Source organism: Streptomyces sp. NPDC092370, assembly GCF_044755265.1.
Lineage (GTDB): Bacteria > Actinomycetota > Actinomycetes > Streptomycetales > Streptomycetaceae > Streptomyces.
In genome coordinates this window covers 444589-466170 of record NZ_JBIVQO010000003.1, presented here as the reverse complement: position 1 = coordinate 466170, position 21582 = coordinate 444589, and the positions used below count along the sequence as shown (strand labels likewise).

Sequence of the window (21582 nt, the reverse complement as noted above, 5' to 3'; positions counted from 1 at the left end):
GCGGAAGGGGGCGGGCGACAAAGGGAGTTCGGAAGGAGGAAGAGTCACTTGCCGTAGGCGAGCATCAACTTCTCCTTCGTGTCGTCGTTCCCGCTCAGCCGGGTCGTCGAGAGGTAGAAGCGCCCGTCGACCCAGTCGATGTCCTTGGAGAAGAAGCTGCCCTCGACGTCCGCGGCACCCTGCGGGTTCTGCAGCAGCCTGGACGGCTTGTGGCTGCTGCCGCCGGTCGGGACGGACACGATCTGCCCGCCCGCGTCGTACGACGGCTCCACATAGGCGATGAGTTTTCCGCCCTCGGTCTTCACCGGCAGCATCGACTCGTCGGAGGGCGACTTCACGCGCCACTTCTCCTTGCCGTTGGCGAGGTTGACCGCGACGATCTCGTTGGCGCCGGAGGTGGCCTCGGTCGGCAGGTACAGGGTGGAGTCGTCGACGGCGACGCCCTGGCAGCCGGTGAGGTCGCGCTCGAGGATCGCCCAGCCGCACTCGGGGGCGAAGTCCTCGTCGAAGCCGACCTGCGAGCGGAACTTGCCGCCGGAGGTGAAGGTGGAGATGTTCCAGGCCTTCTTGTCCTGGTGGGTGCTGTAGATGACGAGAGGGCTGACCGAGTAGGTGCGCGCGACCCGCCAGCCCTTGTCGAACGGCTGGGTCCACCTGGCCTTGCCGGTCTTCGGGTCGAGCTCCTGCACCTCGTCGTGCTGCTTGTCGGTGCCGGCGCCGCAGGAGGAGACGGCGATCAGCTTCTCGCCACCGGCGAACGCGGCGGGGAAGCAGGCGTTGCCGTAGCGCTTCTTGTCGAAGAGCTTGTCGCCGTTGGTGACGTCGTAGGCCGTGCCGGACTGGGAGCGGCCCACCATCAGCGTCTTGCCGGTGATGGACAGTTCGACGGAGAGCGTGGAGTCGAACAGGGCGCCGTCGGCGACCTGCTTCTTCCAGCCCTTCTCGCCGGTGCCGAGGTCGATCTCCTGCAGCTGGTTGCACTTGGCGCGGTCGCTGCTGCCGCTCATGTACGCGACGACGATCTTGTCGTCGGACGTCTTCTGCGGAGTCGTCGCGCAGATCTTCTGCGGGAAGGTGATCGCGTCCCAGGCGGGTTTGCCGTCACCGACGTGGTAGGCGAAGAGCTGCTTGTAGGCGGCCTTCACCGCGGTCTTGCCGGTGATCCACATGCCCGGGGCGTCGGCGCCGGAACCGGGGGCGTCGGGCGCCTCCTTGTACCAGAGGACCTTGGCCTCGCCGGCCTGGCGGCCCTCGTTGAGGTTATCCGGGTCCTCGCCGCCGTCGCCGCTGCCGTCACCGGGGTTGACCGGGGCAGGGGAGGCGGGCTTGGCGTCGTCGGTCTTCTGGGCGATCGGCTTCTTCTCGCCCTTGCCGCCGTCATCGCCGGTGACGGCCCACACGGTGGCGCCGGCGACGAGCAGCGCGGCGACGGCCGCGCCGATGATGACGGCCGGCTTGCCCTTGAAGGGGTTTCCGGAGCCGCCTGAGGGCGGGGTGCCGGGCGCACCGGGGTACTGCGGCTGCTGCGGGTAGCCGTAACCGGGCTGGCCGTACGGGCCGGGCTGCTGGCCGTACGGGCCGGGCTGCTGACCGTACGGGCCGGGGTTGTACGGCCCCGGCTGTCCCGGGGGCCCGTAGGGGCCCGGCTGCTGCGGATAGCCGTATCCCGGCTGCGGCGGGCCCTGCGGGGGCGGCGGGGTCTGGGGCGGGCCCTGGGGCGGCGGTGCCCCGAAACCACCACCCTGCGGCGGCTGGTTCTGCGGTGCTCCGAAGCCACCGTGCGGCGGCTGACTGGGCGGCTGAGTCATCAGCGGCTCCCCCGTTCGATCACTGATTTTTAGCCACACCCTGAGATACGACATGGGCTCAGAGTCGCTTCATGAAGTTCTAAGACGACTCTTTGTATCACCAGGTTCCGACAGCGACCGGGCCGTCTCACCCCCTGTTCCCAAGGGCGGACCGGCCCGTGATGCCGCCGTTATGCGCCTTCACGCACCCTTCACGCGTCCTCGGCGAGTTCCAGCCAGCGCATCTCCAGCTCCTCACGCTGACCGGCCAACTCCCGCAGATCCGAATCCAGTTCGGCAACCTTCGCGAAGTCCGTGGCGTTTTCGGCGATTTGGGCGTGGAGCTTGGCCTCCTTCTCGGAGACCTTGTCGAGCTGCCGCTCGATCTTCTGGAGCTCCTTCTTGGCGACGCGCTGGTCGGCGGCGCTCTTCTCCGGGGCTGCGGACTGCTGCTGCGCCACCGCGAGGGACGAGGCGGCCGCGGCCTCCTCCATGCGCTGCCGCCGCTCCAGGTACTCGTCGATGCCGCGCGGCAGCATCCGCAGGGCGCCGTCGCCGAGCAGGGCGAACACCCGGTCGGTGGTGCGCTCGATGAAGAACCGGTCGTGGGAGATGACGATCATCGATCCGGGCCAGCCGTCGAGCACGTCCTCCAGCTGGTTCAGCGTCTCGATGTCGAGGTCGTTGGTGGGCTCGTCGAGGAAGAGCACGTTGGGCTCGTCCATGAGCAGGCGCAGCAGCTGGAGCCGGCGGCGCTCACCGCCGGACAGGTCGCCGACGGGCGTCCACTGCTTCTCCTTGGTGAAGCCGAACGTCTCGCACAGCTGTCCGGCGGTCATCTCTCGCCCCTTGCCGAGGTCGACGCGCTCACGCACCTGCTGCACGGCCTCCAGCACACGCGTGGCGGGGTCGAGTTCGGCGACCTCCTGGGAGAGGTAGGCCAGCTTCACCGTCTTGCCGACGCGGACGCGCCCGCCGACGGGCTGGGTCTCGCCGTCGGACCTCGCGGCCTCGGCCATGGCCCGCAGCAGGGACGTCTTCCCGGCGCCGTTGACGCCGACCAGGCCGATCCGGTCACCGGGCCCGAGCTGCCAGGTGACGTGCTTGAGGAGGATCTTCGGGCCCGCCTGGACGGTGACGTCCTCCAGGTCGAACACGGTCTTGCCCAACCGGGTGGAGGCGAACTTCATCAGCTCGCTGCTGTCCCGGGGCGGCGGGACGTCCGCGATGAGCTCGTTGGCGGCCTCGACGCGGAAGCGCGGCTTGGACGTACGGGCGGGCGCCCCGCGGCGCAGCCAGGCCAGCTCCTTGCGGACGAGGTTCTGCCGCTTGGCCTCCTCCGTGGCGGCGATGCGCTCGCGCTCGGCCCGGGCGAAGACGTAGTCGGAGTAGCCGCCCTCGTACTCGTAGACCGCGCCGCGCTGGACGTCCCACATGCGGGTGCACACCTGGTCGAGGAACCACCGGTCGTGGGTCACACACACCAGCGCCGACCTGCGATTCTGCAGATGCCGGGCGAGCCAGGCGATGCCCTCGACGTCGAGGTGGTTGGTGGGCTCGTCCAGGACCAGCAGGTCCTGCTCCTCGATGAGGAGCTTGGCCAGCGCGATGCGGCGCCGCTCGCCGCCGGACAGCGGGCCGATGACGGTGTCCAGCCCCTTGGGGAACCCCGGCAGGTCGAGCCCGCCGAACAGACCGGTCAGCACGTCCCTGACCTTGGCGTTTCCCGCCCACTCGTGGTCTTCCATGTCGCCGATGACCTCGTGGCGGACGGTGGCCTCGGGGTCGAGGGAGTCGTGCTGGGTGAGCACGCCGAGGCGGAGCCCGCCGGAGTGCGTGACCCGCCCCGTGTCGGCGCTCTCCTGCTTGGCGAGCATGCGGATGAGCGTGGTCTTGCCGTCGCCGTTGCGGCCGACGACTCCTACGCGGTCCCCTTCGGAGACGCCGAGGGAAACGCCGTCGAGCAGGGCGCGGGTGCCGTACACCTTGCTGACGTTCTCGACATTGACCAGGTTGACGGCCATGACTCTCCTGCCAAGGGGGATGGATCGACCCTCCAGGGTAGTCGCGCGGCGGGGTGCTCCGGCCGCGCGGTTCACGCCTCGGCCGCGGCTCCCTGCGGCGCCGGCAGCGCCACACGTCCGGCAGCCGCTCGTCGTCGCGCAGTTCCTCGGCCACGGGGCCGATGCGGTGCTGGGCCTCCAGGCAGCGCGGGTCGTCGCGCACGGCCGGGCCGGACACGGCGCAGAGGCGGATCGGCTGGGGCTCGTCATGGGTGAGCGCGACCAGCACGTCCCCCACCTCGGGCTCGCTTCCCCAAGTGGTGGGCGGACCAGTGGCACACCGCCTCCCCGCACGCCGGGATCCTCGTCAAGGCGTCGGGAGCGGGATCCGACGGGTGGCGAGCGCGTGGGTCAGCAGACGGGATCCGCCGCCACCGCCCGCGTCAGCGGGGTGCTCCCGTCGGGCAGTGGGGGCAGGGGGCCGGCACCGGCTCGCAGCAGGGCCACAGCGACGGCAGGTCGTACACGGCCACCGCGAGGCACCCGACCGGACCGGGAAACCGTCGATCCCCTCGGAGGTGTCAGGGTCCCGCACCGGCTCGCAGCAGCGCCACGACGACAGCAGGTCGTACACGGCCACCGCCAGGCACCCGACCGGACCGGGAAACCGTCGATCCCCTCGGAGGTGTCAGGGTCCCGCACCGGCTCGCAGCAGCGCCACGGCAACAGCAGGCCGTACCCGGCCACCGCGAGGCACCGACCGGACCGGGAGGCCGTCAGTCCCCTCGGGGGTGCCGGGGGCCGCCCGGACTCCAGCAGCGCCGGGACCTCGGCCACGTCAGCGCGCCGACGGCCGCGACCGGTTGGCGCGCTCCTGTGTCCCCTCTTGAAACGACCGGGGGGCCTGGGCGCCCGGCCGCGGCCGGGGCACGTGATCAACGTCCGGCGATCGTCGCCCCGGGCGCCGGACCCGACGCCGTGCGCACCGTCCGGCATGTCCCGGACGCCAGCAGGGCCTGTGCCACCGTGGCGGCCGACTCGGGGTCGCGGACCAGGAACGCGGTGGTCGGGCCGGAGCCCGAGACGAGTGCGGTCAGGGCGCCGGCGGCCCGGCCCGCGGCCAGGGTGCCGGCGAGTTCGGGGAAGAGGGAGAGCGCGGCGGGCTGAAGGTCGTTGGAGACGGCGGCGGCGAGCGCGTCCGGGTCGCCCTTGGCGAGGGCGGCGAGGAGTTCCTCGGAGGCGACGGGCTCGGGGATGTCCGTTCCTTCGCCGAGCCGGTCGAACTCGCGGAAGACCGCCGGGGTGGACAGACCCCGTCCGGCCATGGCGAACACCCAGTGGAACGTGCCGCCGACCTCCAGGGGCGTCAGCTGCTCGCCCCGCCCGATCCCGAGGGCCGCCCCGCCGACCAGGCTGAACGGCACATCGCTGCCCAGTTCGGCGCAGATGTCGAGGAGTTCGCCGCGGGAGGCGCCGGTCTGCCACAGCGCGTCGCAGGCCACCAGGGCGGCGGCGCCGTCCGCGCTGCCGCCCGCCATGCCGCCGGCGACGGGGATGTCCTTGGCGATGTGGAGGTGCACGTCGGGGCTGCGGCCGTACCGCTCGGCCAGCGCGATCGCCGCGCGCGCCGCCAGGTTCGTACGGTCCAGGGGGACCTGGTCGGCGTCCGGGCCGTCGCAGGTGACGCGCAGTTCGTCGGCCGGGGTGGCGGTGACCTCGTCGTAGAGGCCGACGGCGAGGAAGACGTTGGCCAGGGGATGGAAGCCGTCGGGGCGGGCGGCGCCGACCGCCAGCTGGACGTTGACCTTGGCGGGGACGCGGACCGTGACGCTCACGCGGGCTCCTTCTCCTCGTGCCGGTTCGCCTTGTGCTCGGCGATGCGCGCGAACTCTTCCACGGTCAGCGACTCGCCCCGGGCCTGCGGCGAGACCCCGGCGGCGACGAGGGCCTCCTCGGCCGCGGCGGCCGATCCGGCCCAGCCGGCCAGCGCGGCCCGCAGCGTCTTGCGGCGCTGGGCGAACGCGGCGTCGACGACGGCGAACACCTCGCGCTTCGAGGCCGTCGTCCTCAGCGGCTCGGTCCGGCGGACCAGGGACACCAGGCCGCTGTCGACGTTGGGCGCCGGCCAGAACACGCTCCGCCCGATGGCACCGGCGCGCTTGACCTCGGCGTACCAGTTGGCCTTGACCGAGGGGACACCGTAGACCTTCGAGCCGGGCGGGGCGGCGAGCCGGTCGGCGACCTCCGCCTGGACCATGACCAGGGTGCGCTCGATGGTCGGGAAGGTGTCGAGCATGTGCAGCAGGACCGGGACGGCCACGTTGTAAGGGAGGTTGGCGACCAGCGCGGTCGGGGCGGGGCCCGGCAGCTCGGTGACGTGCATGGCGTCGGAGTGGACCAGGGCGAACCGGTCGGCGCGCTCGGGCATGCGGGCCGTGATGGTCGCGGGCAGCGCGCCGGCGAGCACGTCGTCGATCTCCACCGCCGTGACCCGGTCGGCGACCTCCAGCAGCGCGAGGGTGAGCGAACCGAGCCCCGGGCCGACCTCGACGACCACGTCGTCGGGGCGGACCTGTGCGGTGCGGACGATACGGCGGACGGTGTTCGCGTCGATCACGAAGTTCTGTCCGCGTTGCTTGGTGGGGCGTACGCCGAGGGCTGCCGCGAGCTCGCGGATGTCGGCGGGGCCCAGAAGGGCGTCGGGGGTGGGGCTGCTGGTCACGGGACAAGGGTACGGGGGCCCGGTCGCGCCTCGGGTTCCCCCTTATCCGCCTTGTCCGCGCAGCCGCCCCCCGCAGTGCGGCCACGGACTGGTTCCCTGCCGCACGTACAGCTTCTTCGCCCGGTACGTCTGTTCCGCCGCCGGGGCGTCCTGGGGCCTGCCGCTGCCGCCGAGGGCCCGCCAGGTCCGGGTGTCGAACTGGTAGAGGCCGCCGTAGGTGCCCGAGGGGTCGACCGCGTCGGGGCGCCCGCCCGACTCGCAGGCCGCGAGACCCTGCCAGTCGAGGTGGTCGGCGCCCTGTACGGACGCCGGGCGCGGTTTCGTGCCGACCTTCACGATCTGCGGGCGTGGCGCGCGCACCACCTCGGACCTGATCCGGCGTGGTTTCTGTCTGACGCCGTTGACGGTGCGCAGGGAGAAGGTGATCCGGCGCAGGCCCGGCTCGCCCGCACGTGCCACGACCTCCGTGCCGCGGAACAGGGACGGATCGTCCGTGCGCCGCACGTGGAAGGGGATCGGCTCCTCGCGGACCTCCTTGCCGCCGGTGATCCGCAGCACCGTCACGGTCTGTCCGTCACGCGGGAAGCTGCCCTGCGGGACCGAGGTGGTGTCCTGGCCGTGCAGGGTGATCCCGGCCTCCTCGACGGCCTCCCGTACGGTCGCCGCGTTGGTGCGCACCGTGCGGGCGCGGCCGTCCGCCATGATCGTGACCGTGCGCTCGGTCCGCACGTCCAGCGCGAGACCCTCGCGCCCGATGCGCCGTGAGCGCGGCGCGGACACGTAGGCGCCCTCCTGTCGCACACCGAGCTGCCGCAGCGCTCCTTCCACCGTGTGGGCGGTCGTCCACACCTCGCGCCGGTGTCCGTCGAGGGTGAGCCGCACCGGACGGGCGTAGTGCACGGCGACCTCGTCGCCGCTGGCGATCTCCGTGCCGGGCCTGGGCGCCACCACGTCGTGGGCGCCGACCTCGACGCCCTCCTCCGCGAGCAGTTCGGTGACGTCGTCGGCGAAGGTGTGCAGCGTGCGCGTCCTGCCGTCGACGTTCAGTTCGATGGCCTTGTCCTTGGCGACGAACGCCGTGGTACCGCCCGCGAGGAAGGCCACGACCAGGGCCTGCGGGACCAGCCGCCGCATGGGACTGTCCGGGCGCTCGGCGTAGCGCGCCTTGCGCCGGTGCGTGGACCTGCGGTGCGAGCCGGTGCGCGCCGCGGCTCGTGCCCCGGCGCGCGCACCCACGCCTGGGCCGGCGTACCCGGCGGGCTCGCCGTCCGGGGCGACCTGCCGGGGCAGCCCGGGCAGGGTCGGGGCCTCGTAGGCCTGGCGATTGGTGGTCGGGGTCTCGTAGGCGGGGCGATAGGTGGTCGGGGCCTCGTAGGCGGGGCGATAGGTGTCCTCGTAGGCGCCGGGCGCCCCGTGAGCCAGGGTCTCGGCACTGTGAAGATCAGCCGGAGGCGCGTCGAAACGGCCGTACGCCGGGTCGGCGTAGGCCGGGCCATACGTCTCGTACGTCTCGTACCGCGAGTTGCTCACGCCGACGCGCTCCAGGGGCCGGAGGGGGTCCAGAGGGGTCCGGATCGGGCCCCCAGAACCTAGCGGAGCGGTCGTCACTCTCCAAAGCGACGCGACTACGCACAGTCGTACGGCCGGTGTCGGTAACCGAAGGCCCGCGCGGTGTTCGCGCCGAGCGCCGCGGCCAGCGTGTCCTCGTCGACGCCGCGCACCTCGGCCATGGCCCGCACCGTGATCGGCACCAGGTAGGGGGCGTTGGGCCGCCCGCGGTAGGGCGCCGGGGTGAGGAAGGGCGCGTCCGTCTCCACGAGGAGGAGTTCCAGCGGGGCCACGGCCACCGCGTCCCGCAGGTTCTGTGCGTTCTTGAAGGTGACGTTGCCGGCGAAGGACATGAAGTAGCCCGCGCTCGCGCAGATTTCGGCCATCTCGGCGTCGCCGGAGTAGCAGTGGAAGACGGTCCGCTCGGGGGCGCCCTCCTCCTTCAGCACGCGCAGGACGTCGGCGTGGGCCTCGCGGTCGTGGATGACCAGGGCCTTGCCGTGCCGCTTGGCGATCTCGATGTGGGCGCGGAAGGACCGCTCCTGCGCCTCCTTGCCCTCGGGCCCGGTGCGGAAGTAGTCGAGGCCGGTCTCACCGACGCCCTTGACCTGCTCCAGTGCGGCCAGCCGGTCGATCTCGGCGAGCGCGTCGTCCAGGGCCGCCGGGCCGCCGGGTTCGCGGGCGCCCTGCCGCGACCAGCCGTCGGGGTCGCCGTGCACGATCCGGGGCGCCTCGTTCGGGTGCAGGGCGACCGTGGCGTGGACGGCGGAGTGGGCCGCCGCCGTCTCGGCCGCCCAGCGCGAGCCCTTGAGGTCGCAGCCGACCTGCACGACCGTCGTCACTCCGACCGACGCCGCCTTGGCCAGCGCCTCCTCGACCGTGCCGGACTGCATGTCCAGGTGGGTGTGGGAATCGGCGACCGGCACCCGGAGAGGCTCCGGGAGGGGCGGGGCCGCGTTCTTGTCCTGGCGGCCGGAGGCGTTCGAAGGCATGCCCCGATCCTACGAAAGGGGTACGCCCTCCCCGATGGGGGAGGACCGGGGAGGGCGTCGGCAAGGGAAGCCGGACGGGTCAGCTCGCCTTGCGCTGGAAGGGGTGCAACAGGTCGGACAGGTGCCAGTGGTGGGGCTCGCGCTGCCCCTGGCCGGCCGTCGCCCCGGCCCCGGCGCCCGCGGTGGGCGCCTCCACGGGCCCGGCGGGCGGCGGTACGCGGGACGGCCGGTGCGCCGCCTCGCGCGCCGACGCGACCCGCCCGGGCCGCATGATCCGCACGACGTGGCTGTCGCAGTGGTGACATTCGGGCCTGCTCAACGGGGAGGGCACCACCTCGCCGTCGGCCACGTAGAGGACGAACTCGTGACCCGCGGCGTCCGTGTGGTGCTCTATCTCGTACGACTGCTCCCAGCCGTGCCCGCACCGCATGCAGGCGAAGGAGTAGGACTCGTTGACGACTGCGGTCGCACCGGCGCGGAGCCCGGTCCGCCCTGCGATCTCACTCATGCCGGCTCCTGTTGGTCCGCTGTGGCGTGAGGGCGATGCCGCCCCCGCGACCCAGTGGACTCCTCGACCGGGCCGATGGCAGCGGACCTGTCGACTGTTGGCCCCGATTTGGGCGTCCCTTGCCCTCGCGCCCCTTCTCCTTTGCCCACCCATGGGGCGCGCGCTCAAACGAAAAGAGCCCTGCTCAGAGGGGGCCTACGCCCCGCTCGGCGACGCGCAACGGCGCGGCGAACCCGACACCACCCGCGCCCCGCACAGCACACCGGGCCCACCCCGGACCCGGTCACCCCGCGGCGTTCTTCGCCGCGACCACCGCATCGAAGACAACCCTCTTCGGCACCCCCGCCTCCACCGCCACCGCGGCGATGGCCTCCTTGCGCCGCTCCCCCGCTTCCTCCCGCACCCGGACCCGCCGCACCAGTTCCTCGGGCCCGACCTCCTCGGGCCCCTTCTCCGGCGCCCCCTCGACCACCACGGTGATCTCGCCGCGCACCCCCTCCGCGGCCCACGCGGCCAGCTCCCCGAGCCCGCCCCGCCGTACCTCCTCGTACGTCTTGGTCAGCTCCCGGCACACCGCCGCCCGCCGCTCGGCGCCGAACACCTCGGCCATGGCCGACAGCGTGTCGTCGAGCCGGTGCGGAGCCTCGAAGTAGACGAGCGTCCGCCGCTCGTCGGCGACCTCCCGCAGCCGTCCCAGCCGCTCCCCGGCCTTGCGCGGCAGGAACCCCTCGAAACAGAACCGGTCGACGGGCAGGCCGGACAGCGCGAGCGCGGTGAGCACCGCGGACGGCCCGGGCACGGCGGTGACCCGCACGTCCCTCTCGACCGCGGCGGCGACCAGCCGGTATCCCGGGTCGGACACCGAGGGCATCCCCGCGTCGGTCACCAGCAGCACCCGCGCCCCGCCCACCAGCTCCTCGACCAGCTCCGGCGTCCGCGCGGACTCGTTGCCCTCGAAGTACGACACCACCCGCCCCTTGGGTGTGACGCCGAGCGCCTGGGTCAGCCGGCGCAGCCGCCGCGTGTCCTCGGCGGCGACGACATCGGCTCCGGCCAGTTCCTCGGCGAGGCGGGGCGGGGCGTCCGCGATGTCGCCGATGGGGGTGCCTGCGAGTACGAGGGTTCCGATCACGCTCCCATCCTCCCAGGGCGGGCGGACCCGGACTCCTCCCAGGGGCGGAGGATGCGGACGCATACCGGCCATGCACGGGACTCACACAGAACGGTTCCCTACGATGGCGCGGTGACCAGTACCGCGTCCTCCACGGACACCCGGCAGGGCCAGGCGCCGCTCGAACAGCGGACGTCCTGGCAGCAGCGGCTGCGCCGCTTCGGCTACCAGGGGCAGCCCAGAAGCGACGCCGATGACGTCCGTGAGCGCCTGGTGCCGCCGTACACCGAGCCCGGGCCCCGGCTGTGGGCGGCGCTCGGCATCCCGCACACGCTCGCGGGACGGCTGGTGCGCTGGTCGGGCTGGATCGGCCCGCTGCTCGTGACGCTGCTGGCGGGAGTGCTGCGGTTCTGGAACCTGGGCAATCCCAGGGCGGTGATATTCGACGAGACGTACTACGCCAAGGACGCGTGGGCGCTCGTCCACCGCGGGTTCGAGGTCAGTTGGGACAAGAACGCCAACGACCTGGTCCTGTCGTCGGGCTCGCACGTGACCGTCCCGACGGACGCGGCGTACGTGGTGCACCCTCCGGTCGGCAAGTACGTCATCGGGCTCGGCGAGCTGATGTTCGGGTTCGACCCCTTCGGCTGGCGGTTCATGACGGCGCTGCTCGGCACGCTGTCCGTGCTGCTGCTGTGCCGGATCGGCCGCCGCCTGTTCCGCTCCACGTTCCTGGGGTGTCTCGCGGGTGCGCTGATGGCGGTGGACGGCCTGCACTTCGTGATGAGCCGCACGGCACTGCTCGACGGCGTGCTGATGTTCTTCGTGCTGGCCGCGTTCGGCTGTCTGCTGGTCGACCGGGACAAGGCCCGCGCGAGACTCGCCGCCGCGCTGCCGGTGGACGAGGACGGCCGGGTCCGGCCCGACCGGCACACGGCCGAGACCACCCGCCTGGGCCTGCGCCCCTGGCGCTGGGCGGCCGGCCTGATGCTGGGCCTGGCCATCGGCACGAAGTGGAACGGCCTTTACATCCTGGCCGCGTTCTGCCTGATGGCGGTGGTGTGGGACGTCGGCTCGCGCCGCGTGGCCGGTGCCCGCTACCCGTACACGGCGGTCCTCAAGCGCGACACGGGCCTGGCGTTCCTCGCCACGGTCCCGGTGGCCCTGGTCACCTACGTCCTGTCCTGGACCGGCTGGATCCTCTCGGCCACCGACGGCAAGGGCGGCTACTTCCGCAACTGGGCCGCGACCGACGGCAAGGGCGGCAACTGGACCTTCCTGCCCGACTGGCTGCGCAGCCTGTGGCACTACGAGCACCAGGTGTACGAGTTCCACGTCGGGCTGTCCTCGCCGCACACGTACCAGTCCAACCCGTGGAGCTGGCTCGTCCTCGGCCGCCCGGTGTCGTACTTCTACGAGTCCCCCGCGCCCGGAAAGGACGGCTGCCCGGCCGACGCGGGCGAGAAGTGCGCCCGCGAGGTCCTCGCCCTCGGCACGCCGCTGCTGTGGTGGGTCGCCTGTTTCGCGGTGCTGTACGTCCTGTGGCGCTGGTTCTTCCGCCGCGACTGGCGCGCGGGCGCCATCGCCTGCGGCATCGCGGCGGGCTACCTGCCCTGGTTCATGTACCAGGAACGCACGATCTTCTTCTTCTACGCCGTCGTCTTCCTGCCGTTCCTGTGCCTGGCGGTGGCGATGCTCCTCGGCGCGATCATCGGCCCGCCCCGCTCGACCGAGACCCGCCGCGTCGCGGGCGCCACGGCCGCGGGCGTCCTGGTTCTCCTGATCACCTGGAACTTCATCTATTTCTGGCCCCTGTACACCGGCACCGCCATCCCCATCGACGACTGGCGGGCACGGATGTGGCTGGACACCTGGGTCTAGCTGGGCGGACACACCACGAGGGTGCGGCTGACGGCCGCGCCCTCATGGTCGTTATTGGCCGTCAACGGCTGTCATCGGCCGCCCTCGGACGGCCCAGCGACGGCCCGTCCTGGCCTCGCAGGAGACCGTAGATCGCCGCAAAAACGCCCTGAAGATCACGACACACCGATGCCTCCGAGTCACGAAACACGCTGGCCGTCGCCGTCTGGAACGTCATAACATATCGCCCTTACTATGGAGGTCAATCGGTGAGCAATAAGTTCGGAGCTGTTGACTTCAGCGTTCCACCTTCACAGCGCCATGGGGTCGCCTTCAAAACTGAAATTCGGGCCAACATGGAAGCCATGCTGCCCGAATTCCCGCACATCCTCTCAGCGACCATCGAAGAAATCCAGCTCACGATTCGCCAGTTTTTCACCGAGACCACCAACAAGTCTGCGGCAATCATAGGAAATCACGCCTTCAATGACCTGGATAGTTTTATAGACTGCCTCCTCAGCGGAGACGGCAGGTCTGCCGCGCGGGCTTCCAGGTCGCTCTACGAGCACTTGATCAATTATTGCGAGGTGACGTCATCCGCCGTAGCAGCGGAGAGGTACCTAGAGCATGCTGCCGTCACCGCCGATCTGCTGGGAAACCTAACCCACGGGCTGCATTACCTGAGGGGCACGCAACACAAGCAGGAGAGAACTCGACTGGCGAAACTGAGGCGGGACAGCTTGCCTCAGCTCAAGAATGCCGTCACACGGTTTGGGGCCCGATTCCGCCGGGATTGGTCGTCACGCAACCTGCATGATCGTGCCGTGGCTCACGGGTACGGCAACCACTACGACACCTACCGCCTTCTTTCGCAGGTGACGCACGGGAGCTGCGGCGGGGTCCTTGGCAGTCGTGCTGACATTGCTGGCAAAACCGTTCACCGCACCGGATTCTCCCTTGAACTCGCAGTACTGTCCTACCTGGAGGGTTTCACTTTCTTCCGTGCATTCGCTGCCGAGATCAACTCCCGTCAGTCTATAGACACCCAACGGCTCACCGAATGGGTCGATGTACTACTGGCCTATTGGCCTAATTACCGCCAAGCACTCATGGAGATCGATGCCAATACATGGCCGACTTCTCCACCACCTAGCCCAGTCGCCATCTTGGCCCTCTATCCAAACGGGCGAGTTCGCTGGTTTTTCTGGGAGCCTGCCCTAAGCAGAATGAAGCCCGCCTATCCTCCCGCAGACTGCGAATGGATCGAGGAGGAGTTCCGGAAACATGCAGAGAGTGGGAAAGTTGAGGTCCCTGCGAATATGGAAGGGCGGCCTCTAACGACGGATGTTATGGGGGTGCAGGTCACACCAAAGAGGGGAGCATCCTGGTTCACAGCAAGCGCAATTTTGCTACCCGACGCGAAGCCGTCGGCCTCCTGGCTCAAGTCCTTCTGACGGACGTAAGGCTGTCACTGCGAAACGCTTCATGAACTCCGCGCCCTGTACAGAGGTGCGGCCACTCTGGACTGGCGGTCGACCGTGTCTTAAGTCGGCTCATCCGGCTGGGCGGACCCCTCTTACGACACGGCGACGGTCCGGCCTAGGAATTGGCGGATAAGCCAGTCGCAGCGTGTGTCCAGCTAGCGGGAGCCGTCCGCGTCACGCCCGGCCGGGTGCTGTGTCCGGTGATGGACCTGACTTACAGGTCTCGAATCAACATAGGCTTGGTGGTGACGACGGACTAGCAGTAGAGGAGGGCATGTGACGCAGCAGGCGAGCCCTCGGGGGACTTTCCTGGAAATCGCAGCGGCAGTGAAGGCCCAGGTCAAGGCCGACCCGGGGATGACGAAGCTGCCGTCGGCAGCCGACCTCATGAAGGCTCATGGTGTGTCGCGCGGGGTTGTACTCCGGGCGTTCGGTGCGCTTCAGAAGGAGGGCGTTGCCGAACCGGTGCCGGGCGGGCGTTGGCGTGTCGTACGGGCAAGCGAGCGGACAGACCGCCGTCCGCTAGAAGACCGCATCGCAGACATCATCACGGATGAAGGCCTGCCGGTCGGGGCAGCGTTCCCGAGTGCGTCCGTTCTGGCTGAGCGGTTCGGAGTCTCACGTCCCACCGTGACCAAGGCTCTCGACAAGCTGGCGGCCGCCGGCGTGCTGGCGAGTGGAGGACAGGGCAGAGTGCGGACGGTCCGGGCCCTGCCGATTCGAGAGGAGCGTTCCTAGCTTGTCGAAGCTGACGGAGTGGGCCTATCCCTTGGCTGAGTCCCTGCTCGCGGAGCCGCTACCGCGCCGCTGGAAGCACTCACTGGGGGTGGCCGAACGGGCACGGAGCATCGCGCTCATCCTCGGGCAGGAAGCTGAGCTGCTGGAAGCCGCCGCCGTCCTGCATGACATCGGTTACTCGCCGGACCTCGCCAAGACCGGCTTTCATCCGCTCGATGGTGCCCGCTACCTCCGCGACATCGCCCACGCCGACGAGCGGGTGGTGAAACTCGTTGCGCACCACTCCTGTGCGTGGATGGAGGCTGAAGCGCGGGGCCTGCGTGACGAGCTGGAGGGCGAGTTCCCCCGTGAGAGCGCGCCCCTGAACGATGCGCTCTGCTACTGCGACATGAACACCACGCCAGACGGCGAACCGACGAACCCTGTGGACCGGGTCAACGAAATCGCCGGCCGTTACGGGCCGGACAGCCTGATCGGCACGTTCATCCGGCGCGCTGAGCCGGAGATCTGCGCAAGCACGGCGCGCGTGCTCGAACGGGTCGCCGCCGCCAAGCGTCATCCGATGTAGGGGACCGTTCGCGTCCGGTCCATAGCGTGCTCGATGCGGAGCCGCATCGTAGGGTGGACGTCGAGCTTCGGCAGGTCCGTTGGGTCCACCCAACGAACCTGCGTCGTCTCATTGCTCGTGCGCAGTTCGCCGCCCACCGGCCGGGCGCGGAAGCACATGCTGAACTGCTGGCGCACCTCGCCGTCGTCGTACTTCATCACGTGCCCGGGGTCGGTGTAGATCCCTGAGAGATCGACGACTTCGGCCTTGATGCCGGTCTCTTCCCAGACTTCGCGCACCACGGTGTCACCGATGGACTCGCCCACGTCGTGCCCACCACCGGGCAGCGCCCAGCGCCCGTTGTCGGACCGCTGAATCATGAGCACCTGTCCCGCATCGTTCTGAACGAACGCCACGACGGAGGGTACGACCGAGTTAGCCGGCGGCGCGTCGGGGTCGTGCAGGTAGTCAATGCGTCCCACGGTCAGGCTCCTGTGATGTCGCGGTCCGTAACCTGGCGAGCGCCTCCCCAGGTCTGCTCGATGCTATTCGCGTACGTGTCGAACAGGCCGCCGCCCGGCATACGACGCAGATGAAAGACGGGGGCCATGTAGGCGCCGATTCCGTAGACGTGAGGATTGACGAGCATCTCGTCATCGGACCGGTAGATGGAGTTGTAGAGCGTCGTGGCGTGCAGTCGGAAGCTGATCTCAGGATGGCTCTCGAAGAGCGGCCGGTAGTTCACCAACACGTTCCGAATCTTGCCGTCCATGATCCGGTGCCCCTCGTCTATGCCCCGCTGCCGAACGGCCTCGCAGTCCGGGTCTCCGAGCAGGATGCGCACCTGAGTGTTCCCCTCGACCTTCTTCTTCAGAAGGTCGATGAACAGCGGGTCCTCCGACAGGAAGAGCCCGGAGTAGACGAGCACGTCAAGGTTCGTCTCGGCTCGCGCGTACATCTCACGCCACAGGTTCGGTGGCACCGTGTGGCGGTGCGGGTAGACGGCCACAATCTCCGCCTTGGTCAGGTCCGTTGCGCTCTCCAGCGTGCGGCTGTCGTCCCACAGCGTCGTCACGTCGACCTGGAGCGCTGCGGCTGTGGCGTACTGGTGTCGCCGATACGGAACCTTCCCTTGCGTGATCCAACGTTCGACCGTCTTCGGGTTGACCTTGATCTCTTCGGCCAGGTCGTGAACGGACATGCCGCGAGCCAACAGGGCTGACCGCAAACGCTCGTTGGACATCTGCACCCCCCGGTGGGACATCTAGGGACCTCTTGACCGTAGTGAGAACTCCCCGAGGTGTCCACGCATGGGGTAACCAACTCCCCTGACCTGCGGCGATTCTGATGGTGCGCCAAGAAGTCCCGGCGCAAAGCCCAAGAAGTTCTGCGGCTCTACTTGACTGACCCCTACGCAGTACCTGTAAAACAGGTACTGCATCAGCCGGACGGGATAGCTCGGCAGGAAGGCGGCTTCAGCCGCACGCCGCGAGCCCCGTGCCGGGTGATCTTTGAGAACGCTCCGCTGCTGACGGAGCTGCATAAGCGGGCTTCTGAGCCGTCTCCCCCGAAGTGACGGCCGCGCGGCTGCAAGACCGCGCACCTGCACGACTTCAGCCCCCGCAGCTCAAGCGCTGCGGCCGGTTGCCTCCCCTGCCCGTCTGGCTCCGCACTTCGGTGCGGGTGTCGTACGGGCGGGGTGTGGGGAGCCGCGAGGGCTTCACCCATCACCAGTCGAGAGGACTGTTCATGGACCGCATGAAGGCACAGGCCGCGAAGAACCGTGAGGCGGCGAAGGTGCTGCGCCGCCGGGGCAAGGACACCGCCGCGGAGGAGATGGAGACCCGGGCCAGCGAGCTGGAGTCCGGCCGGGTCACCGACTGCACCGACGCCGTCAGTGACCTCATCTCCTGGGCCTTTCGTCGCTGACCTGGCATTACCCCTTCATCAACGGCGCGCGGCTCCCGGGTGGCACCCCGGGAGCCGCTGTCGGGCCGTTCACCTGTGAGAGGACACACGACCCAATGAAGACCATCGTCACTGTTCAGGACGCTGTTACCGCGTTCGCCGACTGGATGGAGCCGACGGACGCAGAGCTAGACGCGATCGAGCAGGAGATGCCCGTCATCCTGGCGGACATCGAGCTGCTGGACGCGCAGATCAGCACCCTGGACCGCATCCCGACCGAGCTGGACAACCGGCGCCTTCGCCGGGCCCGCCGCCGGGCGCTGGCCGCCCGCGTGGCCCTGGCCAACCGCACCGCCGGCGCTGCCCTGCCCGGGGGTGCCGCATGAGCGCCACCGCACGGAGTCTGACCGCTGCGCACGCTGAGGTGAAGGCGGAGATCACGCGGACCGACACCAAGACCGGTCTTCTGCTGGCGTTCGTCGGCGCAGTGCTGGCCGGCGCCTGGTCGGTCGCCCGGGACCTGCCGATGAACCTGCCCGCCTACCTCGTGGGCGGGGCCGGTATCGCGCTGCTGGTCGCGGCGGCCGGGATGCTGCTGCGCTCCACTCGGCCGAACCTGCGCGGCCGGCACGGGTTCCCGCTGTGGGCCACGCTCACCGCCGAGGAGATCACCGACGCCGTCGCGACCGACCTGGCCGCCGACATCGCCGGACTGTCCCGGCTCGCGGTCGCCAAGTTCACGATCCTGCGCCGTGCGGTCGACCTCACCTTGACCGGCGGCGGACTGCTCATCGCCGCCGCGCTGCTCACCATTGGGGGTGCCCGGTGAACGGTCTGCTGCACACGCTGTCCGCCGCGGGCCCGCTCGCGGCCGGGTGGGGTATCCACGGCCTGTGGATGCGCCGCCGCCTGACCGCCGCCCGCCGTGACCCGCTGTCGGGTCTGTGGACGCGGGAGGCGTTCGAGTCCCGCGCCGCCCGCACTCTGGCCCGCCGCCCACACGTCGTCGTCCTCCTGATCGACCTCGACGGCTTCAAAGCCGTCAACGACCGCTTCGGGCACGCGGCCGGGGATGCCGCGATCCGCGCTACCGCCGTGAGCCTGAGCGACGCACTGAACGAGCGACCGGGTGTGGTCGCTGCACGGCTGGGCGGGGATGAGTTCGCCGCCGTCATCCCGCTCGCCGATCCGGCTGGGCTGCCGTGGCTGTTGCGCGGCCTGCACAGCGAGATCACCGCCCCGTTCCGCCACGCCGGCCGTGACCTGACGGTCGGCGCTTCGATCGGCGCCGCCCTCTCCTCCGAGGCTTCCCGTCCGGGTGAGGTGCTGGGGGCGCTGCTGCGGCTGGCGGACGAAGCCATGTACGCGGTCAAGCGCGCCGGAGGGGGCTGGCACTACCCCGCGACGGGAGCACCCACCGCGGGCACGACGGCCGGGCGCCGCGCCGGACGGCCCGGCACCCACACCACGTACCGGAAAGGAGCGGCATGAGTGCTGAGAGCCTTCCCCCCGCCACCGGCGCGCCCGCTCCCGGGGTGCCGCCGCTGACCCGCCCGGAGATGGGCCTTGCCGGACTCGGGGCGCTGGCCGCCGCCGGGGTCGGCGCACTGGGGCTGGTCTCTTCCTTCGACGCCGTATCGGCCGCCGCCGCCCGCTGGGGGTTCAGCGAGCCGTGGATGCTGCCGGTCGGTATCGACGTGGCCATCCCGGTGTTCACTGTGGCCAACCTGCTGCTGATCCGCATGGACATGGCCCTGGCCTGGGTGCGGTTCGTGCCCTGGGTGCTCACCCTGATCACCTGCGGCCTGAACATCGCCGCCGGACGCGACGTGTGGGCCAAGGTCGCGCACGGCACGATGCCGCTGCTGTGGGTGGTCTTTTCCGAGATCGGCGCGCACATCTACGCTGTCCGCATCGGCGCCGCCACCGGCCGCCGCATGGAGAAGATCCGCGTCTCGCGGTGGCTGCTCGCCCCGGCCTCGACGTTCGCGCTGTGGCGGCGCATGACGCTGTGGGAGGTCACCTCCTACGCCGTCGCGCTGGATCTGGAGCGGGAACGGCAGTTGGCCCGTGCGGATTTGCGCGAGCGCTACGGCTGGCGCTGGCGGTCCAAGACGCCCCGGCGCGAGCGAGTCATGCTGCGCATGGGCGACCACGCCCCCGCCGCGCCTGAAAAGGCCACCCCCGCCCCGCCGCAGCCCACGAGCGCTGAGAGCGGCGAGGCGGCGGCCGGAGGCAAGGCGCCCGTCCCGCGCCGCCGCCCGGCGTCCAAGGCCAAGTCCAAGACTCGGCAGCGCTCTTTCGACGAGGTGCTGAGCGAGGCGCGCACGGTGACCGCCGACTGGCCCGAGACGGAGCTGACCGCCGACCGGTTGCGGACCAGGCTGCGGACCTCGCAGGACAACGCCCGCAAGCTGCGCGACACGCTGAAGGCCGAGCGCACGGAGGGCTCCGGCCTGGACGCCGTCGACACTTCCGTCGGTACGGGGGTGGCGGCGTGAAGTCTCAGCCCCTGGTCGCCGTCAACGTCTGGCGGCCGGTGATGCAGTCGGCCGGCTGGCGCTGCCAGTGCACCGGGCAGTGCGGCAACCCGCACGCCAAGACCGATGGCCGCTGCCCGCGCGAGCACGACCGCTACACCAGCAAGCACGGCCACCGCGTCCGCCTGATGGCCGCGCCCGCAGATGTGCTCACACCGCCGGTCAAGGCCGTCACGCTCCCGGCGGAGGAGCTGCGGGCCTGGTGCCCGGAGTGCCACACCGCGGCCACCCGCAAGACCCGCACCGCCACCGCGCCCGCCGACGAAGCGCCGGGCCTGTTCGAGATCTGACCCGCCCTGTACCCGAAGGGAGTCCAGGCGTGAGCCTGACATTCACTGATCTGTTCTGCGGCGCGGGCGGCTCCTCTACCGGCCTGGTCGCGGCCGGGCTGGAGTTACGGCTGGCCGCGAACCACTGGAAGCGGGCCGTGGAGACGCACGCGGCCAACCACCGCGACGCCGACCACCTGTGCGCGGACATCAACAACTACGACATGCGGCGCCTGCCCAGGACGGACATCCTGTGGGCCTCGCCTATCTGCACGGAGATCTCCCCGGCCGGCGGGCGCCGCCGCACGCACGGCCAGCTCGCCCTGGAGCTGGAGGAGTACGGGCGGGTGGAGGACGCGGGGTGGGAGCGCACCAGGGCGACCGCCTACGACGTGATCCGGGCGACCGAGGTGCACCGCTACAAGGCGGTGCTGTGTGAGAACGTGCTGGAGTTCGCCGTCGACTGGGAACTGTTCGACTGGTGGCGCAAGGGCATGGAAATGCTCGGCTACCGCTCCCAGATCGTCTCGGTGTCCTCCGCCCACATCGGCGGTGCGGACAACGCGCCCGCGCCGCAGTGGCGTGACCGCATCTACGTCGTCTTCACCCGCACCGACGTCCCCATGCCGGACCTGAAGCCCTCTCCGCCCGCCTGGTGCCCCGAGTGCGACCAAGACGTTCTCGCCGTGCAGACATGGCGCAACGGACGCCGGGTGGGCAAGTACAAGCAGCAGTACGACTACCGCTGCCCCAACACCGCCTGCCGCCACCGGGTCGTGGAACCCTACGTGCGTCCGGCCGCGTCCATCATCGACTGGACGAACCTGGGCGTGCGGATCGGGGACCGCCCGGCGCACGGGCTGCGGCCCCTGGCCGCGAACACCGTCAAGCGCATCCGCGCCGGGCTGAACCTGCTGGGGGATCAGCGGATGGTGCTCACGGTCAACCACGGCGGACACGACGGTCGCGCCGTCCCCGCCGACACCGCCCCGCTCGCCGCCCGCACCGTGAAGATCGGGGATGCGGTGCTGGTTCCGGCGGGCGGGACCTGGAACACCCAGCCGACTCACGCGGGTGAGCCGATGCGCACCCGGCTGGCCAACCCCAAGGGGTTCGAGGCGCTGCTGACCCCGCCGCAGGCCGATGACTCGTTCATCGTCACCCTGCGCCGCAACGCCACCGCCCGACCGGTCTCCACCCCGGTCGACACGGTGACCGGACAGGGGCGGCATCACTGGCTCGTCATCCCCTACCGCAACGCAGGGACCAAGTCGGCCGGCGAGCCGCTGCACACGCTCGGCACGAAGGACTCCGCCGCCCTGCTCGGTCCCGCACCGGAGCTGGACGACTGCCACTACCGGATGATCCAGCCGCGCGAACAGCTCCTCGCGCAGCGCTTCCCGGCCGACTACATCGTCCACGGCAACAAGGGCGAGCAGACCATGCAGGCCGGGAACGCCGTCTCCTGCAACGTCGCCCAGTGGATCGGCGAACGCGTCACCGATGCCCTCGCCCGCACCGCCGCCCACGCCGCCTGAATCGAACGCGTGAGCCAGGGGCACAAA

Annotated in this window: 21 protein-coding genes; 11 read left to right on the top strand and 10 right to left on the bottom strand. The window is 70.4% G+C overall.

Annotated features, from left to right (window positions below):
* Positions 1–44: 44 nt before the first annotated feature.
* From ACIQHQ_RS13370 to rsmI, 8 genes are all read right to left on the bottom strand, one after another.
* Positions 45–1808 carry a PQQ-binding-like beta-propeller repeat protein gene (locus ACIQHQ_RS13370; RefSeq protein WP_402612055.1) on the bottom strand — a complete coding sequence of 588 codons (1764 nt, stop codon included), beginning with the start codon at positions 1806–1808 and terminating at the stop codon, positions 45–47.
* A 191-nt stretch (positions 1809–1999) separates the two neighbouring features.
* Positions 2000–3811 carry an ABC-F family ATP-binding cassette domain-containing protein gene (locus tag ACIQHQ_RS13365; RefSeq protein ID WP_402612054.1) on the bottom strand — a complete coding sequence of 604 codons (1812 nt, stop codon included), beginning with the start codon at positions 3809–3811 and terminating at the stop codon, positions 2000–2002.
* A gap of 914 nt (positions 3812–4725) precedes the next feature.
* Complete coding sequence (locus ACIQHQ_RS13360) at positions 4726–5625, bottom strand: 4-(cytidine 5'-diphospho)-2-C-methyl-D-erythritol kinase (RefSeq protein WP_402612053.1); 900 nt, start codon at positions 5623–5625, stop codon at positions 4726–4728.
* Entirely contained in the window at positions 5622–6512 is an 891-nt protein-coding gene (rsmA, locus tag ACIQHQ_RS13355) for a 16S rRNA (adenine(1518)-N(6)/adenine(1519)-N(6))-dimethyltransferase RsmA (protein ID WP_402612052.1), read from the bottom strand. Before rsmA ends, ACIQHQ_RS13360 begins: the two co-directional genes overlap by 4 nt.
* A gap of 42 nt (positions 6513–6554) precedes the next feature.
* Positions 6555–8042, bottom strand: a complete 1488-nt coding sequence (locus ACIQHQ_RS13350) for a ubiquitin-like domain-containing protein (RefSeq protein ID WP_402612051.1) — start codon at positions 8040–8042, stop codon at positions 6555–6557.
* Positions 8043–8137: 95 nt separating this feature from the next.
* Positions 8138–9052 carry a TatD family hydrolase gene (locus tag ACIQHQ_RS13345; RefSeq protein WP_402612050.1) on the bottom strand — a complete coding sequence of 305 codons (915 nt, stop codon included), beginning with the start codon at positions 9050–9052 and terminating at the stop codon, positions 8138–8140.
* Positions 9053–9131: 79 nt separating this feature from the next.
* The gene (locus ACIQHQ_RS13340) at positions 9132–9560 is read right to left on the bottom strand and encodes a hypothetical protein (protein ID WP_402612049.1); all 429 of its coding nucleotides are present in this window, start codon (positions 9558–9560) and stop codon (positions 9132–9134) included.
* Between the two features lie 283 nt (positions 9561–9843).
* Positions 9844–10692 carry a 16S rRNA (cytidine(1402)-2'-O)-methyltransferase gene (gene rsmI, locus ACIQHQ_RS13335; RefSeq protein ID WP_248503779.1) on the bottom strand — a complete coding sequence of 283 codons (849 nt, stop codon included), beginning with the start codon at positions 10690–10692 and terminating at the stop codon, positions 9844–9846.
* A 111-nt stretch (positions 10693–10803) separates the two neighbouring features.
* Between rsmI and ACIQHQ_RS13330 the strand changes: the two genes are divergently transcribed.
* From ACIQHQ_RS13330 to ACIQHQ_RS13315, 4 genes are all read left to right on the top strand, one after another.
* Positions 10804–12552: a dolichyl-phosphate-mannose--protein mannosyltransferase gene (locus tag ACIQHQ_RS13330; protein WP_402612048.1), complete on the top strand. Its 1749-nt coding sequence runs from the start codon at positions 10804–10806 to the stop codon at positions 12550–12552.
* 248 nt (positions 12553–12800) lie between these two features.
* Complete coding sequence (locus ACIQHQ_RS13325) at positions 12801–13985, top strand: DUF5677 domain-containing protein (RefSeq protein WP_402612047.1); 1185 nt, start codon at positions 12801–12803, stop codon at positions 13983–13985.
* A 306-nt stretch (positions 13986–14291) separates the two neighbouring features.
* A complete protein-coding gene (locus ACIQHQ_RS13320; protein WP_402612046.1) occupies positions 14292–14753 on the top strand; it encodes a GntR family transcriptional regulator in 462 nt (153 codons plus the stop codon).
* A 1-nt stretch (position 14754) separates the two neighbouring features.
* On the top strand, positions 14755–15321 hold the full coding sequence (locus ACIQHQ_RS13315) for an HD domain-containing protein (RefSeq protein WP_402612045.1): 567 nt from the start codon (positions 14755–14757) through the stop codon (positions 15319–15321).
* Here the strand turns inward: ACIQHQ_RS13315 and ACIQHQ_RS13310 are convergent.
* On the bottom strand, positions 15309–15782 hold the full coding sequence (locus tag ACIQHQ_RS13310) for an NUDIX domain-containing protein (RefSeq protein ID WP_402612044.1): 474 nt from the start codon (positions 15780–15782) through the stop codon (positions 15309–15311). The genes ACIQHQ_RS13315 and ACIQHQ_RS13310 overlap by 13 nt on opposite strands.
* Before the next feature lie 2 nt (positions 15783–15784).
* Positions 15785–16501: an XRE family transcriptional regulator gene (locus tag ACIQHQ_RS13305; RefSeq protein ID WP_402612043.1), complete on the bottom strand. Its 717-nt coding sequence runs from the start codon at positions 16499–16501 to the stop codon at positions 15785–15787.
* Between the two features lie 548 nt (positions 16502–17049).
* Here ACIQHQ_RS13305 and ACIQHQ_RS13300 point away from each other — a divergent pair.
* The 7 genes from ACIQHQ_RS13300 to ACIQHQ_RS13270 all read left to right on the top strand — a co-directional run bounded on the left by ACIQHQ_RS13300 (position 17050) and on the right by ACIQHQ_RS13270 (position 21555).
* The gene (locus ACIQHQ_RS13300; protein ID WP_402612042.1) at positions 17050–17229 is read left to right on the top strand and encodes a hypothetical protein; all 180 of its coding nucleotides are present in this window, start codon (positions 17050–17052) and stop codon (positions 17227–17229) included.
* Positions 17230–17324: 95 nt separating this feature from the next.
* Positions 17325–17594: a DUF6284 family protein gene (locus ACIQHQ_RS13295; RefSeq protein WP_399858400.1), complete on the top strand. Its 270-nt coding sequence runs from the start codon at positions 17325–17327 to the stop codon at positions 17592–17594.
* The gene (locus ACIQHQ_RS13290; RefSeq protein WP_402612041.1) at positions 17591–18037 is read left to right on the top strand and encodes a Pycsar system effector family protein; all 447 of its coding nucleotides are present in this window, start codon (positions 17591–17593) and stop codon (positions 18035–18037) included. Before ACIQHQ_RS13295 ends, ACIQHQ_RS13290 begins: the two co-directional genes overlap by 4 nt.
* Positions 18034–18699 (top strand): GGDEF domain-containing protein, encoded by a 666-nt coding sequence (locus ACIQHQ_RS13285; protein WP_402612040.1) that lies wholly within the window; start codon positions 18034–18036, stop codon positions 18697–18699. Before ACIQHQ_RS13290 ends, ACIQHQ_RS13285 begins: the two co-directional genes overlap by 4 nt.
* A complete protein-coding gene (locus ACIQHQ_RS13280; RefSeq protein WP_402612039.1) occupies positions 18696–19709 on the top strand; it encodes a DUF2637 domain-containing protein in 1014 nt (337 codons plus the stop codon). Before ACIQHQ_RS13285 ends, ACIQHQ_RS13280 begins: the two co-directional genes overlap by 4 nt.
* Positions 19706–20038 carry a hypothetical protein gene (locus tag ACIQHQ_RS13275; RefSeq protein ID WP_402612038.1) on the top strand — a complete coding sequence of 111 codons (333 nt, stop codon included), beginning with the start codon at positions 19706–19708 and terminating at the stop codon, positions 20036–20038. Before ACIQHQ_RS13280 ends, ACIQHQ_RS13275 begins: the two co-directional genes overlap by 4 nt.
* A 29-nt stretch (positions 20039–20067) precedes the next feature.
* Positions 20068–21555, top strand: coding sequence for a DNA cytosine methyltransferase (locus tag ACIQHQ_RS13270; RefSeq protein WP_402612037.1), 1488 nt, complete (start codon positions 20068–20070; stop codon positions 21553–21555).
* The last annotated feature ends 27 nt before the right edge of the window (positions 21556–21582 follow it).